The 21,387-nt window shown below is 40.3% G+C and carries 19 protein-coding genes; 10 read left to right on the forward strand and 9 right to left on the reverse strand.

Annotation, left to right across the window (positions count from 1 at the left end; translation table 11 throughout):
- Positions 1-71: 71 nt before the first annotated feature.
- Positions 72-2,012 (reverse strand): KUP/HAK/KT family potassium transporter, encoded by a 1,941-nt coding sequence (locus RT138_RS17915; protein ID WP_313191757.1) that lies wholly within the window; start codon positions 2,010-2,012, stop codon positions 72-74.
- 208 nt (positions 2,013-2,220) lie between these two features.
- On the opposite strand from RT138_RS17915, the gene RT138_RS17920 reads away from it, so the two are divergent.
- Positions 2,221-2,667 carry a T9SS type A sorting domain-containing protein gene (locus tag RT138_RS17920; protein WP_185213432.1) on the forward strand — a complete coding sequence of 149 codons (447 nt, stop codon included), beginning with the start codon at positions 2,221-2,223 and terminating at the stop codon, positions 2,665-2,667.
- A 135-nt stretch (positions 2,668-2,802) separates the two neighbouring features.
- Here the strand turns inward: RT138_RS17920 and RT138_RS17925 are convergent, their stop codons facing one another.
- Positions 2,803-4,092 carry a citrate synthase gene (locus RT138_RS17925; RefSeq protein ID WP_093100208.1) on the reverse strand — a complete coding sequence of 430 codons (1,290 nt, stop codon included), beginning with the start codon at positions 4,090-4,092 and terminating at the stop codon, positions 2,803-2,805.
- A 313-nt stretch (positions 4,093-4,405) separates the two neighbouring features.
- On the opposite strand from RT138_RS17925, the gene RT138_RS17930 reads away from it, so the two are divergent.
- Together RT138_RS17930 and RT138_RS17935 are read left to right on the forward strand one after the other, a co-directional pair.
- The gene (locus RT138_RS17930; RefSeq protein ID WP_313191758.1) at positions 4,406-4,768 is read left to right on the forward strand and encodes a BlaI/MecI/CopY family transcriptional regulator; all 363 of its coding nucleotides are present in this window, start codon (positions 4,406-4,408) and stop codon (positions 4,766-4,768) included.
- A gap of 4 nt (positions 4,769-4,772) precedes the next feature.
- A complete protein-coding gene (locus tag RT138_RS17935) occupies positions 4,773-6,710 on the forward strand; it encodes a M56 family metallopeptidase (RefSeq protein WP_313191759.1) in 1,938 nt (645 codons plus the stop codon).
- A gap of 72 nt (positions 6,711-6,782) precedes the next feature.
- On the opposite strand, the gene RT138_RS17940 is transcribed toward RT138_RS17935, so the two are convergent.
- The 3 genes from RT138_RS17940 to pth all read right to left on the reverse strand — a co-directional run bounded on the left by RT138_RS17940 (position 6,783) and on the right by pth (position 8,409).
- Positions 6,783-7,568 carry a prohibitin family protein gene (locus RT138_RS17940; RefSeq protein ID WP_313191760.1) on the reverse strand — a complete coding sequence of 262 codons (786 nt, stop codon included), beginning with the start codon at positions 7,566-7,568 and terminating at the stop codon, positions 6,783-6,785.
- A 16-nt stretch (positions 7,569-7,584) separates the two neighbouring features.
- Positions 7,585-7,767, reverse strand: coding sequence for a hypothetical protein (locus RT138_RS17945; protein WP_093101669.1), 183 nt, complete (start codon positions 7,765-7,767; stop codon positions 7,585-7,587).
- Positions 7,768-7,845: 78 nt separating this feature from the next.
- Entirely contained in the window at positions 7,846-8,409 is a 564-nt protein-coding gene (gene pth, locus RT138_RS17950; protein WP_094257774.1) for an aminoacyl-tRNA hydrolase, read from the reverse strand.
- Positions 8,410-8,567: 158 nt separating this feature from the next.
- Between pth and RT138_RS17955 the strand changes: the two genes are divergently transcribed.
- From RT138_RS17955 to RT138_RS17985, 7 genes are all read left to right on the forward strand, one after another.
- Positions 8,568-9,545, forward strand: coding sequence for a hypothetical protein (locus RT138_RS17955; RefSeq protein ID WP_313191761.1), 978 nt, complete (start codon positions 8,568-8,570; stop codon positions 9,543-9,545).
- Between the two features lie 238 nt (positions 9,546-9,783).
- The gene (locus tag RT138_RS17960; RefSeq protein WP_313191762.1) at positions 9,784-10,332 is read left to right on the forward strand and encodes an azurin; all 549 of its coding nucleotides are present in this window, start codon (positions 9,784-9,786) and stop codon (positions 10,330-10,332) included.
- Between the two features lie 66 nt (positions 10,333-10,398).
- Positions 10,399-12,636, forward strand: coding sequence for a nitric-oxide reductase large subunit (locus tag RT138_RS17965; RefSeq protein ID WP_313191763.1), 2,238 nt, complete (start codon positions 10,399-10,401; stop codon positions 12,634-12,636).
- 4 nt (positions 12,637-12,640) lie between these two features.
- Positions 12,641-13,363, forward strand: a complete 723-nt coding sequence (gene ric, locus RT138_RS17970; protein ID WP_313191764.1) for an iron-sulfur cluster repair di-iron protein — start codon at positions 12,641-12,643, stop codon at positions 13,361-13,363.
- Between the two features lie 272 nt (positions 13,364-13,635).
- A complete protein-coding gene (gene nirK, locus RT138_RS17975; RefSeq protein ID WP_313191765.1) occupies positions 13,636-15,075 on the forward strand; it encodes a copper-containing nitrite reductase in 1,440 nt (479 codons plus the stop codon).
- 48 nt (positions 15,076-15,123) lie between these two features.
- The gene (locus RT138_RS17980; RefSeq protein WP_313191766.1) at positions 15,124-15,888 is read left to right on the forward strand and encodes a formylglycine-generating enzyme family protein; all 765 of its coding nucleotides are present in this window, start codon (positions 15,124-15,126) and stop codon (positions 15,886-15,888) included.
- Positions 15,889-15,896: 8 nt separating this feature from the next.
- Positions 15,897-16,511: an SCO family protein gene (locus RT138_RS17985; protein WP_313191767.1), complete on the forward strand. Its 615-nt coding sequence runs from the start codon at positions 15,897-15,899 to the stop codon at positions 16,509-16,511.
- Positions 16,512-16,598: 87 nt separating this feature from the next.
- On the opposite strand, the gene RT138_RS17990 is transcribed toward RT138_RS17985, so the two are convergent.
- The 4 genes from RT138_RS17990 to RT138_RS18005 all read right to left on the reverse strand — a co-directional run bounded on the left by RT138_RS17990 (position 16,599) and on the right by RT138_RS18005 (position 21,112).
- Positions 16,599-17,195, reverse strand: a complete 597-nt coding sequence (locus tag RT138_RS17990; protein WP_185213441.1) for a 50S ribosomal protein L25/general stress protein Ctc — start codon at positions 17,193-17,195, stop codon at positions 16,599-16,601.
- A gap of 173 nt (positions 17,196-17,368) precedes the next feature.
- The gene (locus RT138_RS17995) at positions 17,369-18,325 is read right to left on the reverse strand and encodes a ribose-phosphate pyrophosphokinase (protein ID WP_185213442.1); all 957 of its coding nucleotides are present in this window, start codon (positions 18,323-18,325) and stop codon (positions 17,369-17,371) included.
- Between the two features lie 200 nt (positions 18,326-18,525).
- Positions 18,526-19,158 (reverse strand): response regulator, encoded by a 633-nt coding sequence (locus RT138_RS18000; RefSeq protein ID WP_185213443.1) that lies wholly within the window; start codon positions 19,156-19,158, stop codon positions 18,526-18,528.
- The gene (locus RT138_RS18005) at positions 19,151-21,112 is read right to left on the reverse strand and encodes a sensor histidine kinase (protein WP_313191768.1); all 1,962 of its coding nucleotides are present in this window, start codon (positions 21,110-21,112) and stop codon (positions 19,151-19,153) included. The genes RT138_RS18000 and RT138_RS18005 overlap by 8 nt, the downstream gene beginning before the upstream one ends.
- Positions 21,113-21,387 lie beyond the last annotated feature (275 nt).

Here is a 21,387-nt window from a genome sequence, read left to right on the forward strand (position 1 = left end):
GCCATAAATAATGAACCCCAAAAGTTTTTGTCTAACTTTTGGGGTTCACTTCAATGATTGGCAGCCTTTTTTTATAATCTAGTAAGTTTCACTTCTTCTGTGTTTGGAATGGTCAGTGGCACCCGCTCCAATGTTACGAAGCTACTGTCGAGGCCAAAACCTTTCTCTTCGGAAAGACTGAATTTTTTCAGGATCTTATAAATCTCAAGGATGATTTTCTCATTCCATTTCAGGAAGTGGGTCTTAGAAATCACTTTTTCCAATACCACGAAATTGAAATCCCCTGGAATATTATGTTTCTTCAAGGTTTCGTAATTGCTTGTGATATCAATCTCACCCTTGTTTACCATATCTTCCACTACCTTGCGGAACAATAAGCTTATCTTCTGCTCCTCACGGAAGCCCAAGTGGAAGTCTATACGGATAAGCTTACCCGGGATCAATTGGGTGACTTTATATTCCCTTGTATGCGGATTGTCCATTACATCTACGTGAACCAACCAATACACATCGGCACGTTTGGGCTTCTTGTTGATGATGGAGTAGGTGATCTTGGCTTCTACCTCCGTTAAATTGTTGGCACTGGTCAGATAAACCAGGTGAGAAGAAAACTGAGGAACCGTTTTATCCTCACTAAGTTCAGAGAGAATAGGGTAGTAGTCTTTGATATTAACGAACTTGACAAATCTATTCTTGATCTTCCTCGCGCCAAACCAGCTGTACATCACTACAAACAAGGTTAATGCAAGTAATAGGGTCAACCAACCACCATGTGCGATTTTACTGATATTACCCACTAAGAATGCTAGTTCAATGACGGTGTAGACCGATGCGAATAAGCCAATCAGGATTGGGTTAATGCGTTTTCTGATCATGAAGACAGTCATCAGGATGGTCGTCATGATAAAGGTCAGGTTAATGGCAAGACCATAGGCCGCCTCCATATTGCTGGATTCCCTGAAGATCAGGATGATCAGCATACAGCCCAGATATAGGATCAGGTTAACCGAAGGAACATAGATCTGCCCCTTATGGTCACTTGGATATCGGATAGCCACCTTAGGCCAAATATTTAGTCGTACAGCTTCCGCGATCAAGGTGAATGAACCCGAGATCATGGCTTGACTGGCAATTACCGCCGCAATGGTCGCAATGGTTACTCCCCATATAATGAACCAATCTGGCATAATCGCATAGAATGGATTGACCTCACCGATCTGGGTTCCAACATGCTCCAATAGCCAAGCTCCTTGACCGAAATAGTTGAATATCAACATCAGTTTCACATAGATCCAACTGATGCGGATGTTTGATTTTCCACAATGTCCCATATCTGAGTAAAGCGCTTCAGCTCCCGTGGTACATAGGAAAATTGCACCTATAATGAACCAAGCATTGGGATAGTTGGCCAATAATTGATAGGCGTAATACGGATTGATGGCTTTCCAGATTTCTGGATTATGCCCTAAGTATGAAAATCCTAAAACCCCAATGGTGGTGAACCAAATGAACATTAATGGTCCAAAGACCCGACCTACGATATTCGTTCCGAAACGCTGGATGATAAAAAGCAGGGAAATGATGAGGACAACGACTGGAATGGTTGGAAAACCTGGGGTTTTGATGGCTAATCCTTCAACAGCTGAAGAGATCGTGATCGCAGGCGTGATCATCCCATCTGCCAGGAGGGTACTACCCCCGATGATGGCCGGAATGATCAACCATTTTGCTCTTTTTCGGACCAAGGAATAAAGGGATAAAATCCCGCCTTCACCCTTGTTGTCCGCATTCAGGGTAATGATGACATATTTAACGGTGGTCTGCAAGGTAAGCGTCCAAAAAATACAAGAAAGACCACCATAGATCATGATTTCTTGAATTTCACCTTTGTTAAAAATTGCTTTGAAAACGTAGAGGGGAGAAGTACCGATATCACCGAAAATGATACCTAGACTGATTAATAAACCTGTCCAGCTTAGGCGCTGAAGGTTTTGTTTATGATCTCCTGACATATATTTAATTATGTTTGATATCTTATCTAAAATTAGAGGCGAAATTACAACTTTTAATGCGACAACGTATTTTCTTGTTAAAAATTGTTAAAGGCCCTAAAAAACTCCAGAAAAAAAGCTAAAATTAATTACTTTTGTATTAGGAATTCTCGAATTATTGTTTACATTTGATTAAACCATAACCTTTATCGAGTATCCATATTGAAACATGAAATTAGAATTTAGAAAAATATCACACCTTGCTATCTGTTCCCTATGCCTATTAGTCGGCTTAGGAGGCACTGCGCAGGCTTCTAATTCAGAAGTTTCAACCCCTCATTATTCCAGCTTTTCAACACTTGAACCTTCTTCATTTGATATGATTAAGGCGAAAGAAGAAGACAATGACAAGCTTATCAATAATGTTAAAGTCTTCTACAACCCTATCTCAGAACAAATCTCTGTAACTTTCAAGCTCGCAAAGGTAAATAATATTACGATAAAAGTAATGGATGCCCTTGGCAATGAAGTCTTAAGTCTACACAATGGTAGTTTAGATGCAGGGATGCAGAACTTAAGTTTTGATACCCAACAGAAACTTTCCGAAGGTTTTTACTTCGTAAGAGTATCTGGAGGCTCAGAAACAATCGTTAAGCGTATTTCAATCAGACAATAATCCAAAGATTTTAATAAAATATTAAAGGCTCCAATTCTGGAGCCTTTTTTCATTGCTGTAGAAAATTATTGACATTCAATATAAAAGCCCAACCGTCTTTCGATGGTTGGGCTTTTTATTATGAATTTCTTCTTCTTATTTTCTGTCTGAGATCTCTACATATGGACGAAGGTTCTCGCCAATGTATACTTGTCTTGGACGTCCGATAGGTTCTTTGTTGTCACGCATTTCTTTCCATTGCGCAATCCATCCTGGTAGGCGACCTAAGGCAAACAATACAGTGAACATATCTGAGTTAAATCCTAATGCACGGTAGATGATACCAGAATAGAAGTCAACGTTTGGATATAATTTACGGTCAATGAAGTATTGGTCATTCAGGGCAGCTTCTTCAAGACGCTTCGCGATATCCAATACAGGATCTTGAACGCCTAATTTTTCCAATACATCGTCACAAGCTTTCTTAATGATCTTCGCACGTGGGTCGAAGTTTTTGTACACACGGTGACCGAATCCCATCAAACGGAAAGGATCGTTCTTGTCTTTCGCTTTTGCTAAATATTTATCGGCATCACCGCCATCTTCTTTGATTGCCTCAAGCATTTCAATCACTGCTTGGTTGGCACCGCCGTGCAATGGACCCCATAGGGCATTGATACCCGCAGAGATAGAAGCGTACATGTTCGCATTGGATGATCCAACCATTCTTACCGTTGATGTAGAACAGTTCTGTTCGTGGTCTGCATGTAAGATCAATAATTTATGCATCGCATCGATTACCAAAGGATCGAATGTTTTGTCTTGGTTCACTTCACCAAAGATCATGTTCAGGAAGTTCTCGATATAACCGAAGTTATTCTTAGGGTAAACAACTGGATGACCTAATGATTTCTTTTGGATCCAAGAAACGATCGTAGGCATCTTCGCCAATAGGTTGATGATCGTTTTATTTTCTTCCTCTTCCGTTTGGTTAGGGTTTAGGGACTCTGGATAGAAAGATGACAATGCACCTACTAAACAAGATAATTGACCCATTGGGTGAGACTTCGATGGGAAACCTGCGAAGAAGTTTTTCATGTCCTCGTGGATCATCATCTGTGCCCTGATATCGGAACGGAATTTCTCTAATACGTCTTTTGTCGGTAGCTCGCCATAAATCAATAGATAAGCTACTTCCAAGAAAGTTGATTTTTCTGCTAAATCTTCAATCGCGTATCCTCTATATCTTAGGATACCTTTTTCTCCATCTAAGAAAGTGATGGCGCTCTTTGTAGAACCTGTGTTTTTGAATCCTGGATCTAATGTAATGTATCCAGAAGAATCTCTTAATTTTGAAATATCTAGGGCTTTCTCATTTTCTGTTCCTGTGATAACAGGCATTTCATATGTAGACCCATTTAAGTTAATAGATGCAGTTTCAGACATAATCAAATTTCTTGTATTATTTGTGTTTTATACTTTTATCGTATTCTTACAAATGTATAAAATTGATTTCTATTTTCAGATGTATAATATGAATAATTATGACACAAAACAGTCATTTTAAGACAATTTATGTGTATTAATTAGATTACTTGTCCAATCTGGACAAATCTTTGTTCGCATAGCCCTAATTATCCTTTTTTAGCCAAATGGGCAGCCTAATCCGTTCATTTCCAGCGAGCCAAACAGATAAAATATGTTAAATTATTTGGAAGTCTACGAAAAGTTCGTAATTTAGTGATAAATACGTAGAGCAATGGAAAAACTGACCGCCCAAGAAGAAGAAGCCATGTTGTCAATCTGGCAATTAAACGGAGGATTTGTCCGTGAGATTTTGGATAATTTGAAAGACAAAGAGATGCCTTACACGACTTTGGCTTCCACTATCCGCAATCTAGAAAAGAAAGGCTTTGTAAAGGCAGTTAAATATGCCAATGCAAAGCGATATGAACCTATATTAAATGCAGAGGAATACAAAGCAAAATTCATGAATTCCTTTGTAGGAGATTATTTCAAGAATTCCTATAAAGAAATGGTTTCCTTCTTTGTGAAAGAAGAGAAGCTGAGCCAAAAGGAATTGGAAGAAATCATGGACATGATCAAGAACAATAAATCCTAAGCACATGGAAGCTCTACTGACCTATATCATCCAAGTAAACCTGCTGCTGGCCTTAATCTATTTAGGGTACCAGGTCCTTTTGAAGAACCTAACCTTCTACCGTCTCAATAGGGTTTATTTTATCTTCGGAAGCATCTATTCCTTTGTTTATCCGTTCTTGGACATCAAAGCTTGGTTTGCCAAGCGCATTACAATCCCGCAAGGAATAATCATGGAATATTTTCCTTTAATAGAGGAAAGCAAAGAAGGAGCAGGATTTTTTCTCAGCGACCTTTTGGTCTATCTGGTAGCCCTAGGAGGGCTGGTCCTGTTGACCAGACTGCTGATACAGCTCGGGAGCTTATTGCGTATCCATTGGCATTCTAATCCGTCCCAATGGCGAGATTATATCTTTAGGAATGTCATTTTCCCGATCACACCGTTTTCCTTCTTCAATAAAATCTATCTGCACAAAGAGCAGCACCAGGATCTGGAGCTATATGATATTTTCAAGCACGAACAGGTACATGTGAAAGGCCATCACAGCATCGATGTTCTGTTGTTTGAAATAGTATTGTTGTGCTGTTGGTATAATCCCTTCGTATGGTATATGCGCAAAGCCGTACGTCAAAATCTAGAATTCTTGACTGATCAACAAGTTCTGGATAAGGGTGTGGACCGACAGACCTATCAATACTCGTTGCTGAATGTCACCAAGCAAGGTGCTTCGGTCGGCATCAGCAATCAGTTTAATTTTAAAACCTTAAAAAAGCGCATTATGATGATGAACAAAAAACGATCATCCCAACTGCAACTTGGAAAGTATGTGTTCCTGTTGCCTGTCCTGATCATTGCCGGTATTACCTTTACGGTAAACCAGGCAGAAGCAAAAATTGAACGTGTCGTGGTCACTTTGAATGAAACTGACCTCAATCAACAGATCAAAAAGGTCATGATTCAGCATCCTCGAAAAGATACGACCTACCTTGATTCCATCAAAATTATAAATACCAGGGCATTTGCAGACTATATTCAAGGCAAGCCTAGGTCTGGAGGAACTATCCGTTTTGTTGATATAACTCCGAGTAAGCGTCCTTTAGTGATACTTGATGGTGAAAAATTACCTATAAACTTCAATATAGACGCGATTAATCCTAAATCCATTAAAAGTTCGAAGGTTCTAATAGGTGCTGATGCAAAAAGTTATGGTGAAGAGGCCAAAAACGGAGTAATTGTTATCGAAACCAAGAAAGAAGACGATGGGAAAGGTCCTCAAGGCCCCAAAGAGCTTAGTGGTGAATTTATAGGTATGAGGGCGAATAATAATAATGATACAGACTCCGTGCCTGTAAAGGTCATTACAAAAGTCCAGCTCCAAGAAATCCCAAAGGACACGAAAATTATCATTGATGAAAAAGAGTCCGATCACGAGGAGTATAAAAAACTGAACCCAAATGAATTGGAGAATGTTCATGTTATAAAGGATTCCAATGGTGGGAAACCAACCATCAAGTTCACAACAAAAGAATTTGCAAGGAAAAACAATCTCCAATCAACAACTTTCTCTGGGAAACCTGTTTCAGAACCTCGGATCACCGTTAAAGGCCAACCTTCCTCTGAACCTGCAAGAATAACTGTAAAAGGAGAACCAGGTTCTGAACCTGCGAGAATGACTGTAAAAGGCGATCCAGACTCTGAGATAACACAAGTAATCATAAGTAATCCTGGACATACCCAAAATAGCAAACCTGGAGCTGCCATGGTTAGAGGAACATTATCCAAAGATGGACTAAAGGATAAGCTTGTTGTGATCGATGGAAAGATCGCCAATAAGAAAGCTATTGACAAGTTGGATAATAATCAAATAGAATATTTGAATCAGTTGGATCCACAAGGAGGCAAAGCCTTGTATGGGAAAAGAGGTGAAAAGGGAGTGCTGATCATTGGGACAAAATCCAACTAAAGACTTTTATTAAATATTATTATTTACTAAATCAAATCAGGCAAGAAAGGCAACCCTAGGGCTGCCTTTTTATTATTTCAATTCCTTAAAGATCACTGGGCTGTTGCCATAAAGTGGAGTCGAACCGTCCCATTTTTCAATAAACTGCTGTTGAATCAGCAATGGCGACAAGGTCTGCTGCCTCAATTGATTGGCCTTGGCTTCAGCTTCTGCCTGGACGATCATTTTTCTGGCATCAGCCTCCACGACCTTCAGCTCGTTTTCAGCCTGCTGTGCCTTCTGTATGGCGGCATTTTTGGCATTGATAGCTTGGGTGATCGATTCAGGGTACTGTATACCTGAAGTCAGTTGCTCCAAGATAAAGCCTTCGCCTTCCAAAAACTTCACCATTTTATCCTGTACGCCATTTTCAAATTTCTCACGATTGCTGATGATGGAATCCGTGGAATATTTGTTGAATTCGATTCTATACACATCCTTGATGTGATTCACCAAAGTCATGTTTAATATTTCGTCCACTGGTCTTCTATACTTGGTAAAGATCTTCGGTGAACTGCCTGTCAATACGCGCAGGGATAGGGTAGGGTCAACCGTAAAGACCGAACCATCCTTGGCATTTACCGTAAAGTTCTCGTAGTTGACTGTCTGTACATAGGTTGGGAACTCATAGATCGATTCAGTGACTGGATTGTACCAAACCCTTCCGGTAACAAGGCTGACATCCTGAACACCTTTTTCAGAACCATAGAGTTTGACCTTGATACCTTCATATCCGGCGTCAATTCTTTCCGTGCAAATGATCCAAACAAGCAAAGCGATAATAAGGGTTGCCCCCAAAGCAATAAGATTTCTTTTCATAAATAAATTGGTTGGTCTATTTTTTTAAGATATACATAATGAACTTATAGAGAATGGCAATCAGCAAGAGAGCCAAACATACACCCACAAAAACATCCCAATCAGATGCCGCACTCAATAAATGAAATGCCTGCGTCGATCCCCAAATAAAGAAAACCAAGATAATCGGAATGGTAATAAAAGGTCGTATTCTATCCATATATGATGTCGCGTAAATATGCTAATAATATACGAAAAAAATGCCTAAGTCTTTAGGGAATCTGGAAGAGTCCAGGATTTATTTTGTGTTCAAGTTAGTCATGGTCAGCTCAATTCCGATATTGATAAAGCTGTTCACCATTTTGACGGAATGTTCGATCAGCGCGGGTAATTCCCTTTGTTCTTCCTTATCAAAAGGGCCCAATACATAATCAACCTGCCTTCCTTTGGGATAATTATCTCCTATACCGAATCTTAACCGTGCATAATGTTGTCCGCCCACCGAACCTTCAATGGATTTCAGGCCATTGTGTCCAGCTGCAGATCCCTTAGGTTTGATGCGCAATGATCCAAAAGGAATGGCCAAGTCATCCACGATAACCAAGACATTCTGGATCGGTACTTTCAGCTCTTGCATCCAATAGTTTACGGCTTTTCCGCTCAGGTTCATAAAGGTCGTAGGTTTGATCACAAAAACGTTGTGACCTCTTTGCTTGTATTCGGTATAATAAGCATGTTTCAAGGTCGACCAAGTCGTACCGGCCTGATTTGCCAGTTCGTCTGCAACCATAAAACCTATATTATGACGAGTATCAGCATACTCCCTTCCAATATTTCCTAATCCTACTATCAGATAATTCATGCCTGCAAAAATAGGATTTAATTATAACAGAATGAAAAAGAATAGTGGCAGGACTAAATGTGAAACGCATGATTAAAACGTGTGTGATGAAATATAATATCCCAATATTAATTAATTATCCTAATTATTATATTTGTATATATCTAACTATTAATAACATGAAAAACAGAATACTTTTCTTCATTGTGGTTTTCACCATAATGTTAGGCTGCTCTAAAGATGGAGAGCAAGGACCAAAAGGTGATAAAGGTGATAAAGGTGAACAAGGCGAAGTGGGAACCAAAGGATTGGATGGAACAAAGGTCCTTAGCGGAACTACCCCTCCAGCAGCCAATCTGGGAAATCCTGGTGATTATTATATAGACTTGGCACTTACCAATATCTATGGACCAAAAACAGCAAATTCATGGGGCAACCCCACCTCATTAAAAGGGGCACAGGGGGAACCTGGAGAAAATGGAAAAGACGGATTGAGTTTGTTGAGTGGAAATGTAGCTCCAACCATGAACATAGGTAAAGTTGGGGACCTCTATTTTAATCTATCGACACTAACTATCCACGGACCAAAGAACCTTGATAACTGGGGTGCCTCATATCCCTTAGCCAGTACTCAAAATTCAGGCGTACATGTTTTCCTGATTAAAAATGTGAAGTTCTCCCTTCCTGCAAAAGAAGGGGAGGATTATGATGTGACCAAACCCAATTTCTCTTATTTAAATAATGAAATTAATTTGGGAAGTGTCAACATCAATAAAGGAATCAGCTTTATATATTGGAGATACAATGATCCCATCCTTGATAATGGCGTCTTCTATTCAAATTACTTCCGTTATCAATGGAATGAACTCGTGAAAAATGGGGAATATGTAAATTATGGTAGTCCCACTATCAATTTAAAATACCGGATTTCCCCTTATAAAGTAGGTTTTAATACCGATACTAAAAACAATTTTTTGCAGGTATTATGGGAAGGGAATGAAATCCTTGCGTCTGGCCAAGCCAATCCAGTTGAATTCAATAAATTTCGTGAGAATGCTTCCTTTGATCTCCTTATCAAATATATCCCGGAGAGTTCTGCCGTTCAAATGCAGGCAGCAGGTAGAAATATTCAAGATTTGCTCAGGATAAATCCTTAATTAATCCTTGAAATTCAGTAAAATATAAATACTTCTTTCTAATCAAACCTTCAGCGTGATTCCTGAAGGTTTTTTTATTGCCCAATCTCCCTTAAGCGCTGCTCGTAAATGACCTTCCATCCTCGCCTTAATGTTGAATAAAAGTAAAATATTACTAGCATCACTGAAAAATGTGACCGATGGAATTTTTTTCAAGGGATAAAAAAGACAATTTTGTCTTAAATACAAAACACATTATATGAAAACTACCTTTAACATTGGAACTCTTGCATTATGCTCATGCTTATTTTTAGCTTCATGTGGCAATTCAGAACAACCAAAATCTGATGCTACCGATCACAGTTCACATGCTACCGAAGCAACAGCAACCGAAACTCCTGCTCCTGCAGCTGAGCCTGAATCGGCTGCTTCCGCAACTTCAAATACCATTGTGGTAGAAAGCAACGATCAAATGCAGTTCAATGTAAATGAATTACATGTCAAAGCCGGAGAGCCAATCAGTCTTACTTTAAAGCACGTTGGTACCATGAAAAAAGAAGTGATGGGACATAACTTGGTTGTTTTGAAACTAGGTACTGATCCCATTAAGTTCGGAGAAGAGGCAATAAAGGCACAAGCTACAGACTATGTCCCTGCAACAACGGATGTTCTAGCGCATACCAAATTAATTGGTGGCGGCGAAGAGAGCAAAATCGACTTTACCCTAGAAAGCCCAGGAACCTATGATTTCATCTGTTCATTCCCTGGTCACCTGGCGGTAATGAAAGGAAAGATCATAGCCGAATAGTTTGAAACAATTTTTTGGATGGTCCCCAGCAATGGGGCCATCTTATCATGCTAAAGCCTTTAACGAATGAAAAGAGAGAAAAAATTATGGTGGGCCTTTATCCTCGTGGTAGTATTGTCATTTTCTGTACTGCTATACTACGGTTATGAGATCTACCAAGTTTCCCCGCCAATTCCAGAAAAAATCGTCGATGAATCTGGAGAAACTATTTTTACGGAACAAGATATTAAAGATGGCCAGAACATTTGGCAAAGTATAGGTGGTCAAGAAGTAGGATCCATTTGGGGACATGGTGCTTATGTCGCTCCAGACTGGACTGCAGATTGGTTGCACCGCGAAGCCTTACATATATTGGACATCTATGCAAATAATGAATTTTCTAAACCATATGATAAAATAGGCGAAGATCAACAGGCCATGTTGGCAACCCGCTTAAAATCTAAAATCAGGAAGAATACCTTCGATGCTGCTAGCAATACCATTAGCATCGATGCTGATCGGGTTTCTGCCATCAAGGCACTTTCAGCATATTACAAAGGGTTATTTACCAATGATCCCAAATTTGACCAATTGAGAAAGGATTATGCCATTCCCGTGAATTCCATTAAGGATGAAGCAAGGATGCATAAGATAAATGCCTTTTTCTTCTGGGCTACTTGGGCAACCGTGACTGAAAGGCCCGGTTCTAAGGTTTCATATACCCATAACTGGCCTAACGAGAAATTAGTGGGCAATGAAATGACCATGGACTTATTAGCATGGTCAGGAGTAAGTATCATTTTATTGATCTTTTGTGTGGGTGCATTGGTTTTATGGCAAGTTAGAGCCGGAGCAGAAGATGAACTGCTCTATCCAGCTGAAGATCCTTTGTTGAGACAGGGAGTAACACCATCCATGAAGTTGGTAAAGAAATACTTCTGGGTAGTCAGTCTCTTGATGCTGGTACAGGTCGGTTTAGGGATCGTCACAGCACACTATGGCGTAGAAGGGGATGGACTGTACGGAATTCCGATCGATCAATTCCTTCCATATTCAGTTACCCGTACCTGGCATACCCAATTGGCCATCTTCTGGATTGCAACCGCATGGTTGGCTACAGGGCTTTACATTGCACCAGCAGTTTCCGGAAAGGACCCTAAATTCCAGGTCTTCGGCGTGAACTTTCTTTTTATCGCGCTATTGATCATCGTGGTTGGTTCCATGGTTGGGCAATGGTACGGTGTCATGCAGAAACTGGACTTGGTCCAAAACTTCTGGTTTGGCCATCAAGGGTATGAATATGTGGACCTAGGAAGGTTCTGGCAGATTTTCCTTTTCGTTGGGCTCTTCGTCTGGTTAGCCTTAATGGTGAGACCATTGCTGCCGATCTTGAAAAAGGGTGGCGAAGAAAAGAACCTGATCGTGATGTTCCTTATTTCCTGTTCGGCCATTGCACTGTTCTATGGAGCGGGTCTGATGTGGGGCAGACAGACAAATTTAGCCATCGCGGAATATTGGCGCTGGTGGGTAGTGCATCTATGGGTAGAAGGTTTCTTCGAAGTATTTGCAACCGTGGTTATGGCATTTCTGTTCGTTCGCTTAGGGTTATTGAAGCCTAAGAGTGCAACTTCCAGCGTGTTGTTCTCCACCATCATATTCTTGTCGGGCGGTATCCTCGGAACTTTCCACCATTTATATTTCTCAGGAACGCCAACTGCAGTTATGGCCTTGGGTGCCACCTTCAGTGCCTTGGAAGTGGTTCCGTTGACCATCATTGGGTTTGAAGCCTATCATAACTATAAGATTTCAAAAGCCACCAAATGGTTGGAAGATTACAAATGGCCAATCTATTTCTTGATTTCCGTTGCGTTCTGGAACTTTCTGGGAGCAGGAGTCTTTGGATTTATCATCAATCCACCAATTGCACTTTATTTTGTGCAAGGCTTAAATACCACGCCTTTACATGGTCACACCGCTTTATTCGGCGTGTATGGAATGCTTGGTATTGGGTTGATGCTTTTTGTTCTTCGAAGTCTTTATCGCGATGTCAAATGGAATGATAAACTGATCAAGGTTGGTTTCTGGAGCTTAAATATTGGATTGTTGGGAATGGCGCTCCTCAGTTTACTGCCTGTAGGAATCTGGCAAGCCATTGAAAGTATTGGGCAGGGTATGTGGTATGCCCGTTCGGCCGAGTTGATGCAGGAACCGGGAATGGTATTCCTGAAATGGATGCGAACCCCTGGGGACATCGTTTTTGCTATCGGGGTATTTGCATGTGCTTGGTTTGTATTTGATTTAACACTTAAAAATAATAAACAATAAAATCATGGAAAACTTAATAAATGAAAAAATCGGAAATGTAGTGGCAAAGAATTTTAAAACAGCTGCTGTATTTACCAAGTATGGAATGGACTTCTGTTGTGGTGGCCAAGTTGCCATTGGAACAGTTGCCGATAAAAAAGGGATCAATAAGGATAGCTTATTGGATGACCTAAACAATGTATTGAATGAATCGACAGGCGAGCAAATAGATTTCAATTCATGGCCTTCGGATTTATTGGTATCCTATATCGTAAAAACGCATCATAGATATGTGCGCGAAAAAACACCGGTTCTTTTGGCTTACTTAAATAAAGTGGCTCGTGTACATGGTGAAAGGCATCCAGAGCTCTATGAAATCAATAAATTGTTCGAAGAAAGTGCAGTGGACCTAGGTCATCACTTGGAAAAAGAAGAAAAGATTCTGTTCCCATACATTGAAAAATTAGAGGAAACCAAATCAAATCCAGCAGCCTATGTTCAGCCAGGATTCGGCTCGGTTCAGAACCCGATCAGCATGATGATCCATGAACACGAGACTGAAGGTGGCCGCTTTGCAAAAATTGCTGAATTGACAGACAATTATACTGCGCCAGAAGATGCCTGCAATACCTATCGCGTAGCCTTTGATATGCTTCACGACTTTGAACAAGATCTACATAAACATATACACCTAGAAAACAATATCCTATTTCCCAAATCTATCCGATTAGAGGAAAATACGAAATAAGATTCTCCATAAATTTTGACTCAATTTTTGCGCCAGCAAAAATCCTTAAACACCGTTGAATAAATTTTTTATTGAAAAAAGAGGCTCTCCCAAAGCCTCTTTTTTCCGTTTTCAGCCAGCTTTTTTGCTGCATGATTTTCGTCAGGATTTTTGTCATGAAAATGTAATGAAGACCACTTTTTTGTATGGTTAGTGTCATTTAAAAACACTCAATTTTGCGGTATTTTTAATTAGTAAGAAAGAGGAAGATTAATTAACAATAATGCTGGAACATGAAAAACAAATTCACTTTATTTAGTATACTATTAGGAGTTGCCATGGCATTTACTGCCTGCAAGCATTCTGCAGAAAATAAACAGGTTGATACGACCAAGATTCCCGTAAAAGGGGAAATCGTAGCGGAGCTGACTTCGCCACCCTTAGTGCCAAAACCTGTCGGAAAACGAGATGCGGCAAAACTAAAAGTAAGCCTTGAAATATTGGAATTAGAAGGTGAGATGGTCGATGGTGTTAAATATACCTACTGGACTTTTGGAGGGTCCGTTCCTGGCCAGTTTATCCGCGCCAGAGTAGGGGATGAGGTTGACTTTTTGCTTAAGAACCACCCCGACAACAAACTGCCTCACAATATTGACCTACATGCCGTAACAGGTCCCGGTGGTGGTGCTGAATCCTCATTGGTGGCCCCTGGGCATGAGGTTTCATTCTCCTTTAAGTGCTTGAACCCTGGTCTTTATGTCTATCACTGTGCTACAGCACCTGTAGGTATGCACATTGCCAATGGAATGTACGGTTTGATCCTTGTCGAACCAGAAGGTGGATTGCCTCCAGTGGATAAGGAATTCTATGTGATGCAAGGCGATTTCTACACAGAAGGTTCCTATGGGGAGCAAGGCTTGCAGGCATTTGATATGAATAAAGCAATCAAAGAAGAAGCTGATTATGTAGTTTTCAACGGTAATGTGAATGCATTGGTCAATGAAAATGCACTACAGGCAAAAGTTGGTGAAACGATCCGTCTCTTCGTTGGAAATGGTGGTCCTAACTTAGTTTCCTCCTTCCATGTTATCGGTGAAATTTTTGATAGGGTGCATGTGGAAGGCGGGGATCTGATCAACGAAAATGTACAAACAACCCTTATTCCCGCAGGAGGTGCCGCCATGGTAGAATTTAAGGTCGAAGTACCAGGTACCCTGGTTTTGGTGGATCACTCCATATTCCGTGCCTTCAACAAAGGTGCCTTGGGTATGCTGAAAGTGGAAGGTGAAGAAAACCACCAGATCTATTCAGGTAAAATCATGGAAGGAATCTATCTGCCAGAAGGAGGTACCATTCAACATATGCCTAAAAAGGCTAAGAAAACATCCGTTATTGCCAAAACACCAAATCAATCCATCGCCGATGGAAAGGCAATCTTTGGCAGAACCTGTTTGGCTTGTCACCAGAGTGAGGGGCAAGGGATCAAGGGTGTATTCCCTCCATTGGCAAAGTCTGATTTCTTGAACAACAATAAAGAAAAAGCAATCGATGCGGTCTTGTTCGGATTGAAGGGTGAGATAACCGTAAATGGCGAGAAATATAACTCCGTTATGCCCGGACAGGCTTTGTCTGATCAAGAAGTTGCCGATGTGTTGAACTATGTATATAACAATTGGGACAATAATAAGACTTTCGTAACTCCTATTAATGTGAGGGATCGTCGCGCAAAATAATATCGTTTGGGAGTTGTATTATAGCTTACCCAGACTCTAGGAGAATTGATGATGTGGAAAATTTTTAGATATCTACTGTTGGGCCTGCTCAGTTTTCAGGCCGCCCAAGCACAAGATATGGTCCTGATCAAAAAGGGTAGCTATGTGCCATTATATGGTACGGCAGATAAGCGACCCGTTGCAGTGAAAGCTTTCTATCTGGATGTTTTCCCGGTCACCAATCAGGAATACCTGGAATTTTTGAAGACAAATAAAAGCTATAGCAAATCGCAGATCAAAAAATTGTTTGCTGATAAAAGCTATTTGGCTTATTGGAAGTCTGATTTTGATTATGCACCGGCAAAGGCTAAGTCTCCAGTGACCAATGTGTCCTGGTATGCCGCCAAAAAGTTCTGTGAAAGTAAAGGAATGCGTTTGCCGACCATGGATGAATGGGAGTATGCAGCGATGTCGGATGCCAAAACCATGGATGCAAGGACCAAAAAATCCTATAATCAATATATCCTAAGTTGGTATGAGACGGCTAGGACCTATGATAATGAAGTAGGGAGTACCTTTAAAAACTATTGGGGTGTATATGATATGCATGGATTGGTCTGGGAATGGACTTCCGATTTTAACAGTATCTTCTTGACCGGTGAGTCCAGGAAGGATAAAGGGGAGGATGGGAACCTGTTCTGCGGAGGAGCTTCCGTAAATGCCTCCGACCTCATGAACTACGCTGCCTTTATGCGCTATGCTTTTCGGGGAAGCATGAAAGCTTCCTATAGCGGTAGAAACCTTGGTTTTCGCTGCGCAAGAGATGTAAAATAGATAATGATATGATGAAGAATTTATTAATGGCCTTGTTTGCGTTCGGGTTATTGGCTCAAGCTTGCCAAAATGCTGAAACGAGCACCCAGGTAGAGCTCAAACAGCCTACCCTGACTGATTCACTTTCTGATCTCTCCGTTTATAACCTCCCCTCGCATTGGACCAACCAGAATGGGCAAGAAATGGAACTAAAAGATCTAAAGGGAAATGTCGTGGTCGCGGTCATGATCTATACATCCTGTAAGGCTGCATGCCCAAGATTGGTCGCCGATATGCGCCATATTGAAAAAACGGTGAAGTCCAAGAACAAGGACAAGATTAAATTCTTATTGGTCAGTATTGATCCTAAGGTCGATACGCCGGAAAGGCTCAAGCAATTTGCCATTGAAAATGAAATGGATGGGGAGCAATGGATATTCCTGAGGTCCAATGAGGAAGATACCCGGGAGTTTGCAGCAACCTTGGCGGTGAATTATAAACAGATATCGCCAATTGATTTCTCGCATTCCAATATCATCAGCTTATTCAATGCTCAGGGCGAATTGGTCTACCAACAGGAAGGTTTAGGGGTCGACTATGCTCCAACCATAGATTCTATTGAAAAAGAAGCATCCAAGATCTAGGAAACATTTAACTCTTATATATTTAGTTTGAACAAAGAAGGCATCGATATTTCGATGCCTTCAATTTTTTTATACTGTGCCAGTAAATTATTTTTTACCACCTTTAGCAGCTTTCGCAGCTTCTTGCTCAGCTTGACGAAGAGCACGTGACATAGTAACGGAAACGATCGTATCGTCAGCGTTGTTTAATACTTTAGCATCAGTTAAAGCTACTTGGCCTACGCGGTAAGATTTACCAACTTCAAGACCTTCCATAGGAACCTCGATTTCTTGAGGTAAGTTGTTAGGAAGAGCTTTAACGCGAAGGTTACGTAATTTTTGAACTAATTTACCACCCATTTTAACACCTGGAGAAGTACCTACCAATTTGATTGGAATGTTCACAGAAACTTCTTTGTCATCAAATAATTGTAAGAAGTCTACGTGAGTAACTTCGTCAGTTAATGGATGGAATTGAGCTTCTTGAACGATAGCTTTTGATTTTTTGCCACCGATTTCCAATTCTACGAAGATAACTTCTGGAGTGTAAAGAACTGGTTTCAAATCAGCTGCGGATACCGAGAAATGTGTTTGTTCTTTACCACCGTAAAGAACTGCAGGGATTTTTCCCTCGTAACGCAATTCCTTAGCATCTCTTTTCCCTACGTTCTGTCTTGCAGAACCGCTAATAGCAATTGATTTCATGTTTTAATATATTAAAATTTGAGGTGCAAAGATAATCATTAAATTGAATTGCTGAAAGATTTTTTGGCCCTAATGCGAAAATAAATTGCTGTTAATCTGAGGGCTACATCTCCATAAAGAAGAAAGGATGCCTTTTTGAAGCATCCTTTCCCTTGTTCTATGAGAATAATGGTTTATTTAACGTCGAATAAATCCGAAATAGAACCATGTTCATTTACATTCTTGATAGCATTTGCAAATAGATCCGCGGTAGAAAGAACCTTGATTTTTGTACTTTGAGCAGCCTTCTCCGGATTCAGTTGGATCGTATCGGTAACAATCATTTCTGATAATACGGAGTTTTCAATGGTTTCATATGCTTTACCTGATAATACAGCATGTGTACATACTGCGCGAACAGATCTTGCACCATTTTCCATGATTAGGGCAGCAGCTTTTGAAAGCGTCCCTGCAGTGTCACAGATATCATCGATCAATACCACATCCTGTCCTGTAACATCACCGATGATGGACATCGATTCAATTTCATTAGCACGTTTTCTGCGTTTGTCACAGATAACAACCTCTGCATTGAAGAATTTAGCAAAAGTACGAGCTCTGTAAGATCCACCCATGTCTGGAGAAGCGATCATCAAGTTTTCCAATTTCAACGATTTGATATATGGAACGAAGATAATGGCACCATCTAAGTGATCAACAGGGATATCGAAGAATCCTTGAATCTGAGCAGCATGCAAGTCCATGGTCATGATGCGGTGTGCACCAGCAGCAGTGATTAGGTTTGCGATCATTTTTGCTCCTATTGCAACACGTGGTTTGTCCTTACGATCCTGACGTGCATACCCAAAATAGGGAACAACTACCGTGATGTAATGCGCTGAAGCACGCTTAGCTGCATCGATCATCAACAATAACTCTAATAGATTGTCTGTGGGTTGATTGGTAGATTGGATTAAAAACACATCACTACCTCGAACAGATTCGTTGTAGAATGGTTGAATTTCGCCGTCAGAAAACTTCGACAAAGTCATGTCTCCTAGGGGTTTTCCGTAAGATTTTGAAATCTTGCCTGCTAGTTCTAAAGTTCCTGAACCAGCAAATAATTTTACGGTGTTAAATTGCAAAGGCATGGTGAAATGATTTATTGGGGTTTTTATATTGATATTTCGATTTCTGCAGCATTTTAAAGCTTCTTTTGAGCCTATTAACTTTATGTAGCCGCAAAGTTAGATAAATGTTTCAGAATATAAAATATGAATAGGGTTTGCCTACAATATCCTTACATCCTTTTCGCTCTTTTTTAAATTTTGATGCATTTGTTATCAACGAATTATATCATCTTGTTCTCTATGAGTAACACCAATAGTTCACTGCTGTTTTTGACATTGAACTTTTGCAGCAGATTCTTACGGTAAGTATCTACTGTAAATTTGCTCAAGGATAGTTCAGAAGCAATTTTGCTAGTCGTTTTTCCCTGAGCCAGCAATTGAATCAATTGCTTTTCCCGCTTCGTAAGCGAAGGCAAACTCTGGGTCTGCTTCGACTGGCTCGACAGGATGTTCTTGACCTCCGCACTCAAAGCAGTTTCACCTCTTACCACTTGGTCCAATCCTTCCATAATTTCTTGCGACGGAACCTCCTTGAGTAGAAAACCCGAAGCCCCGTTTTCAAGCATCATGGAGATTACGCTGTACTCAGCTTGATTACTCAACCCAATGACTTTTGTCCTCGGACTTTCTATCTTTATTTTTTTGCAGACTTCTAGGCCATTGATGTCTGGCAGAGAAATGTCCAATAGGACAATATCGATATGATGATCATGCAAATAATCTAAAATAGAAAGGCCATTAGAGAAACAGATTAAATCATATTGCCTGTTCCATTTGGACAGAACTGATTTAAGTCCCTCAATTACGATAGGATGATCGTCGACTAATGCTAGTTTTTTCCTTCCTTCAGACATTTAATTCAATATTAACCGTTGTCCCTTCGGAAATCGTGGAATCCAATTCAAAAATTCCCTGCATCAGATCAATCCTTCTTCTGATATTGTTTATTCCCATCCCCATGTTGTTTTTCAAGATTTCTTTGTCAAATCCTTTGCCATTATCCTCAAGCATTATGAAAAATTTATTTTCTGCCTGGCTGCACTGAACCAAGATCTTACTAGCCTCAGCATGTCGGATGCTATTGGTCAGCAATTCTTGGATTATCCTATAGATATTTAGTTGTTTATCTTTTGAAAGGCTGTCCTGGATTGTAAAGGAATGATATTCCACCTGTAGGTGTTCCGTGGCTAAGGATGCACAAAGATCCTTGAGTGCTATATCCAATCCAGACTGTATTAAAGTACCCGGCATCAGGTTCCTGGAAATACCCCTGAGATCTGATATCGAGTTTTCTAATTGCTTGTTGATTTCCTTCATCAATGCCGGCGTGTTGCTCTCGGAATCCATCGATAATTTATACTTGATGGCTGATAAGGTTCCGCCCAATCCATCATGCAATTCTCGGGCTATCCTGTGCCTTTCATTCTCCTCGGCATGCATGACTGCCTGTGCTACCTCGATTTTATTCTGTTGCTCCAACATATTGAGCTTTATTTTGCTCGTCCGTCTATTGTTTTGGAAAACATAGATCAAGAAAAGAACCAGCAAAAGGAGAATAAAGCTCCCTACTGCTATTAGACTGTGAATTAACTGTTGATTTTTGTGGATTAAACTGATCTGCTCGTTGTCAGATTTGAGTTGGTTGATCTGTCTTTCCTTTTGCGACAATTGCAATCTTTTTTCCATGGCGTTGATTTCCTTCCTGGAATCCTCATTATAGACGGAGTCCCTGATCTGAAATGCCTGACGCGCGTATCTATAGGCCGATGGGTAATCATGAAGCTTCTCATAAACCTCGGCCAGTTTGGAATATCGAATAACCGTGTTGATTGCCGATTTATAGGGCTCGTATTTCATGCCTTTGTAAAGAGCGTCCTTGGCTTGTAGGAAATTGTTGCTACCAAAATAGGCCTTGTACAGCTGGAAGTAAAGTGCATTGATTTTATAGGTATGCGAATCGGATACATTATCCCTCTTTGCCGATTCAATAGCGGGTAATAATATTTTTTTTGCAGCTAAGAACTGATTTGATTCATTGAGATGATTGGACTTGACGGCAATGAAATCATAGTAAAGGCTGTTGTCCCTGATTTCCATAGCGACCTGTTCCGCTCTGTCAATAAATATTTTTGCGGAATCCAGTTTTTTTAGGAATAGAAAATTCCGAGCGGTATTGACGAGTATTTCCAAATGATCTGCCTGATCTACGGGCGGATGAGCCTCCATGGTCTTTAATCCTTTATGAAAATATTGGGAAGCAGTCTGGTAATCCTGGTTATTCATGAGCATCATCCCAATCTCGCCTAAATAGAGTGCAGTCTGACCATGATCCTGTGCCTTTTGGGAAAGGGGGATGCTATGGTCGATCAAGATTTCTATAAACCTTTTAGGTTCTCCAAGGAATTGGTATTGTACCCCGATATTATGCCATGATTTCGCCTGAAAGGCAAGACTTTCCTTGCTATGTACTTTTTCAAAGAATTCAATAGCGGATTGATATTCCCGAATGGCAATTTCAGAATCTAGGTAAAAATAAATGCCTGCATAATAATGGTGGTAAAGACCGATCAGTAAATTGTTGTTCTGTATTAACTTTCTTCCCGATTCTAGGTAGGCTTTGGAGAGTGTTGTATCTTTATAATAATAATCAGAAAGCAGAAAGTTTGCTCGCGCTTTGATGCTGTCTGTTTTCCCTGTTTTTTGTACATGGATTAAGCTATCCACAATCGGGTGTGGCTTTAAGGATTGCTGTCCAAATACCCCAATGCTGATATGAAGAAAAAGAAAAAGGTAGAAGCTTTTTTTCATGTGAGTAGCAAAAGTCAAATATGCTTAAATAACTCGCATTAAAAAATACCTAATAATAGGAGGGTGGAGTTCCATAATATTCGAATATAGCATTTCTGCATGGGTTTAATTAGCCTGTTCCTAGATTGTTTTAAGCAGAGATTTTGGGTTTTTCTTTAGCCTTATTCGAGACATATTCCGAAATTTCGCAAAATGACCTAATCAGTAGTGGACGTCTCGGCTTAGGATTTTCGGTTAATTCCCGAATATGTCTCGAATAAGACTGGGATAAAAGC

This window comes from Sphingobacterium sp., assembly GCF_032065005.1.
GTDB lineage: Bacteria > Bacteroidota > Bacteroidia > Sphingobacteriales > Sphingobacteriaceae > Sphingobacterium.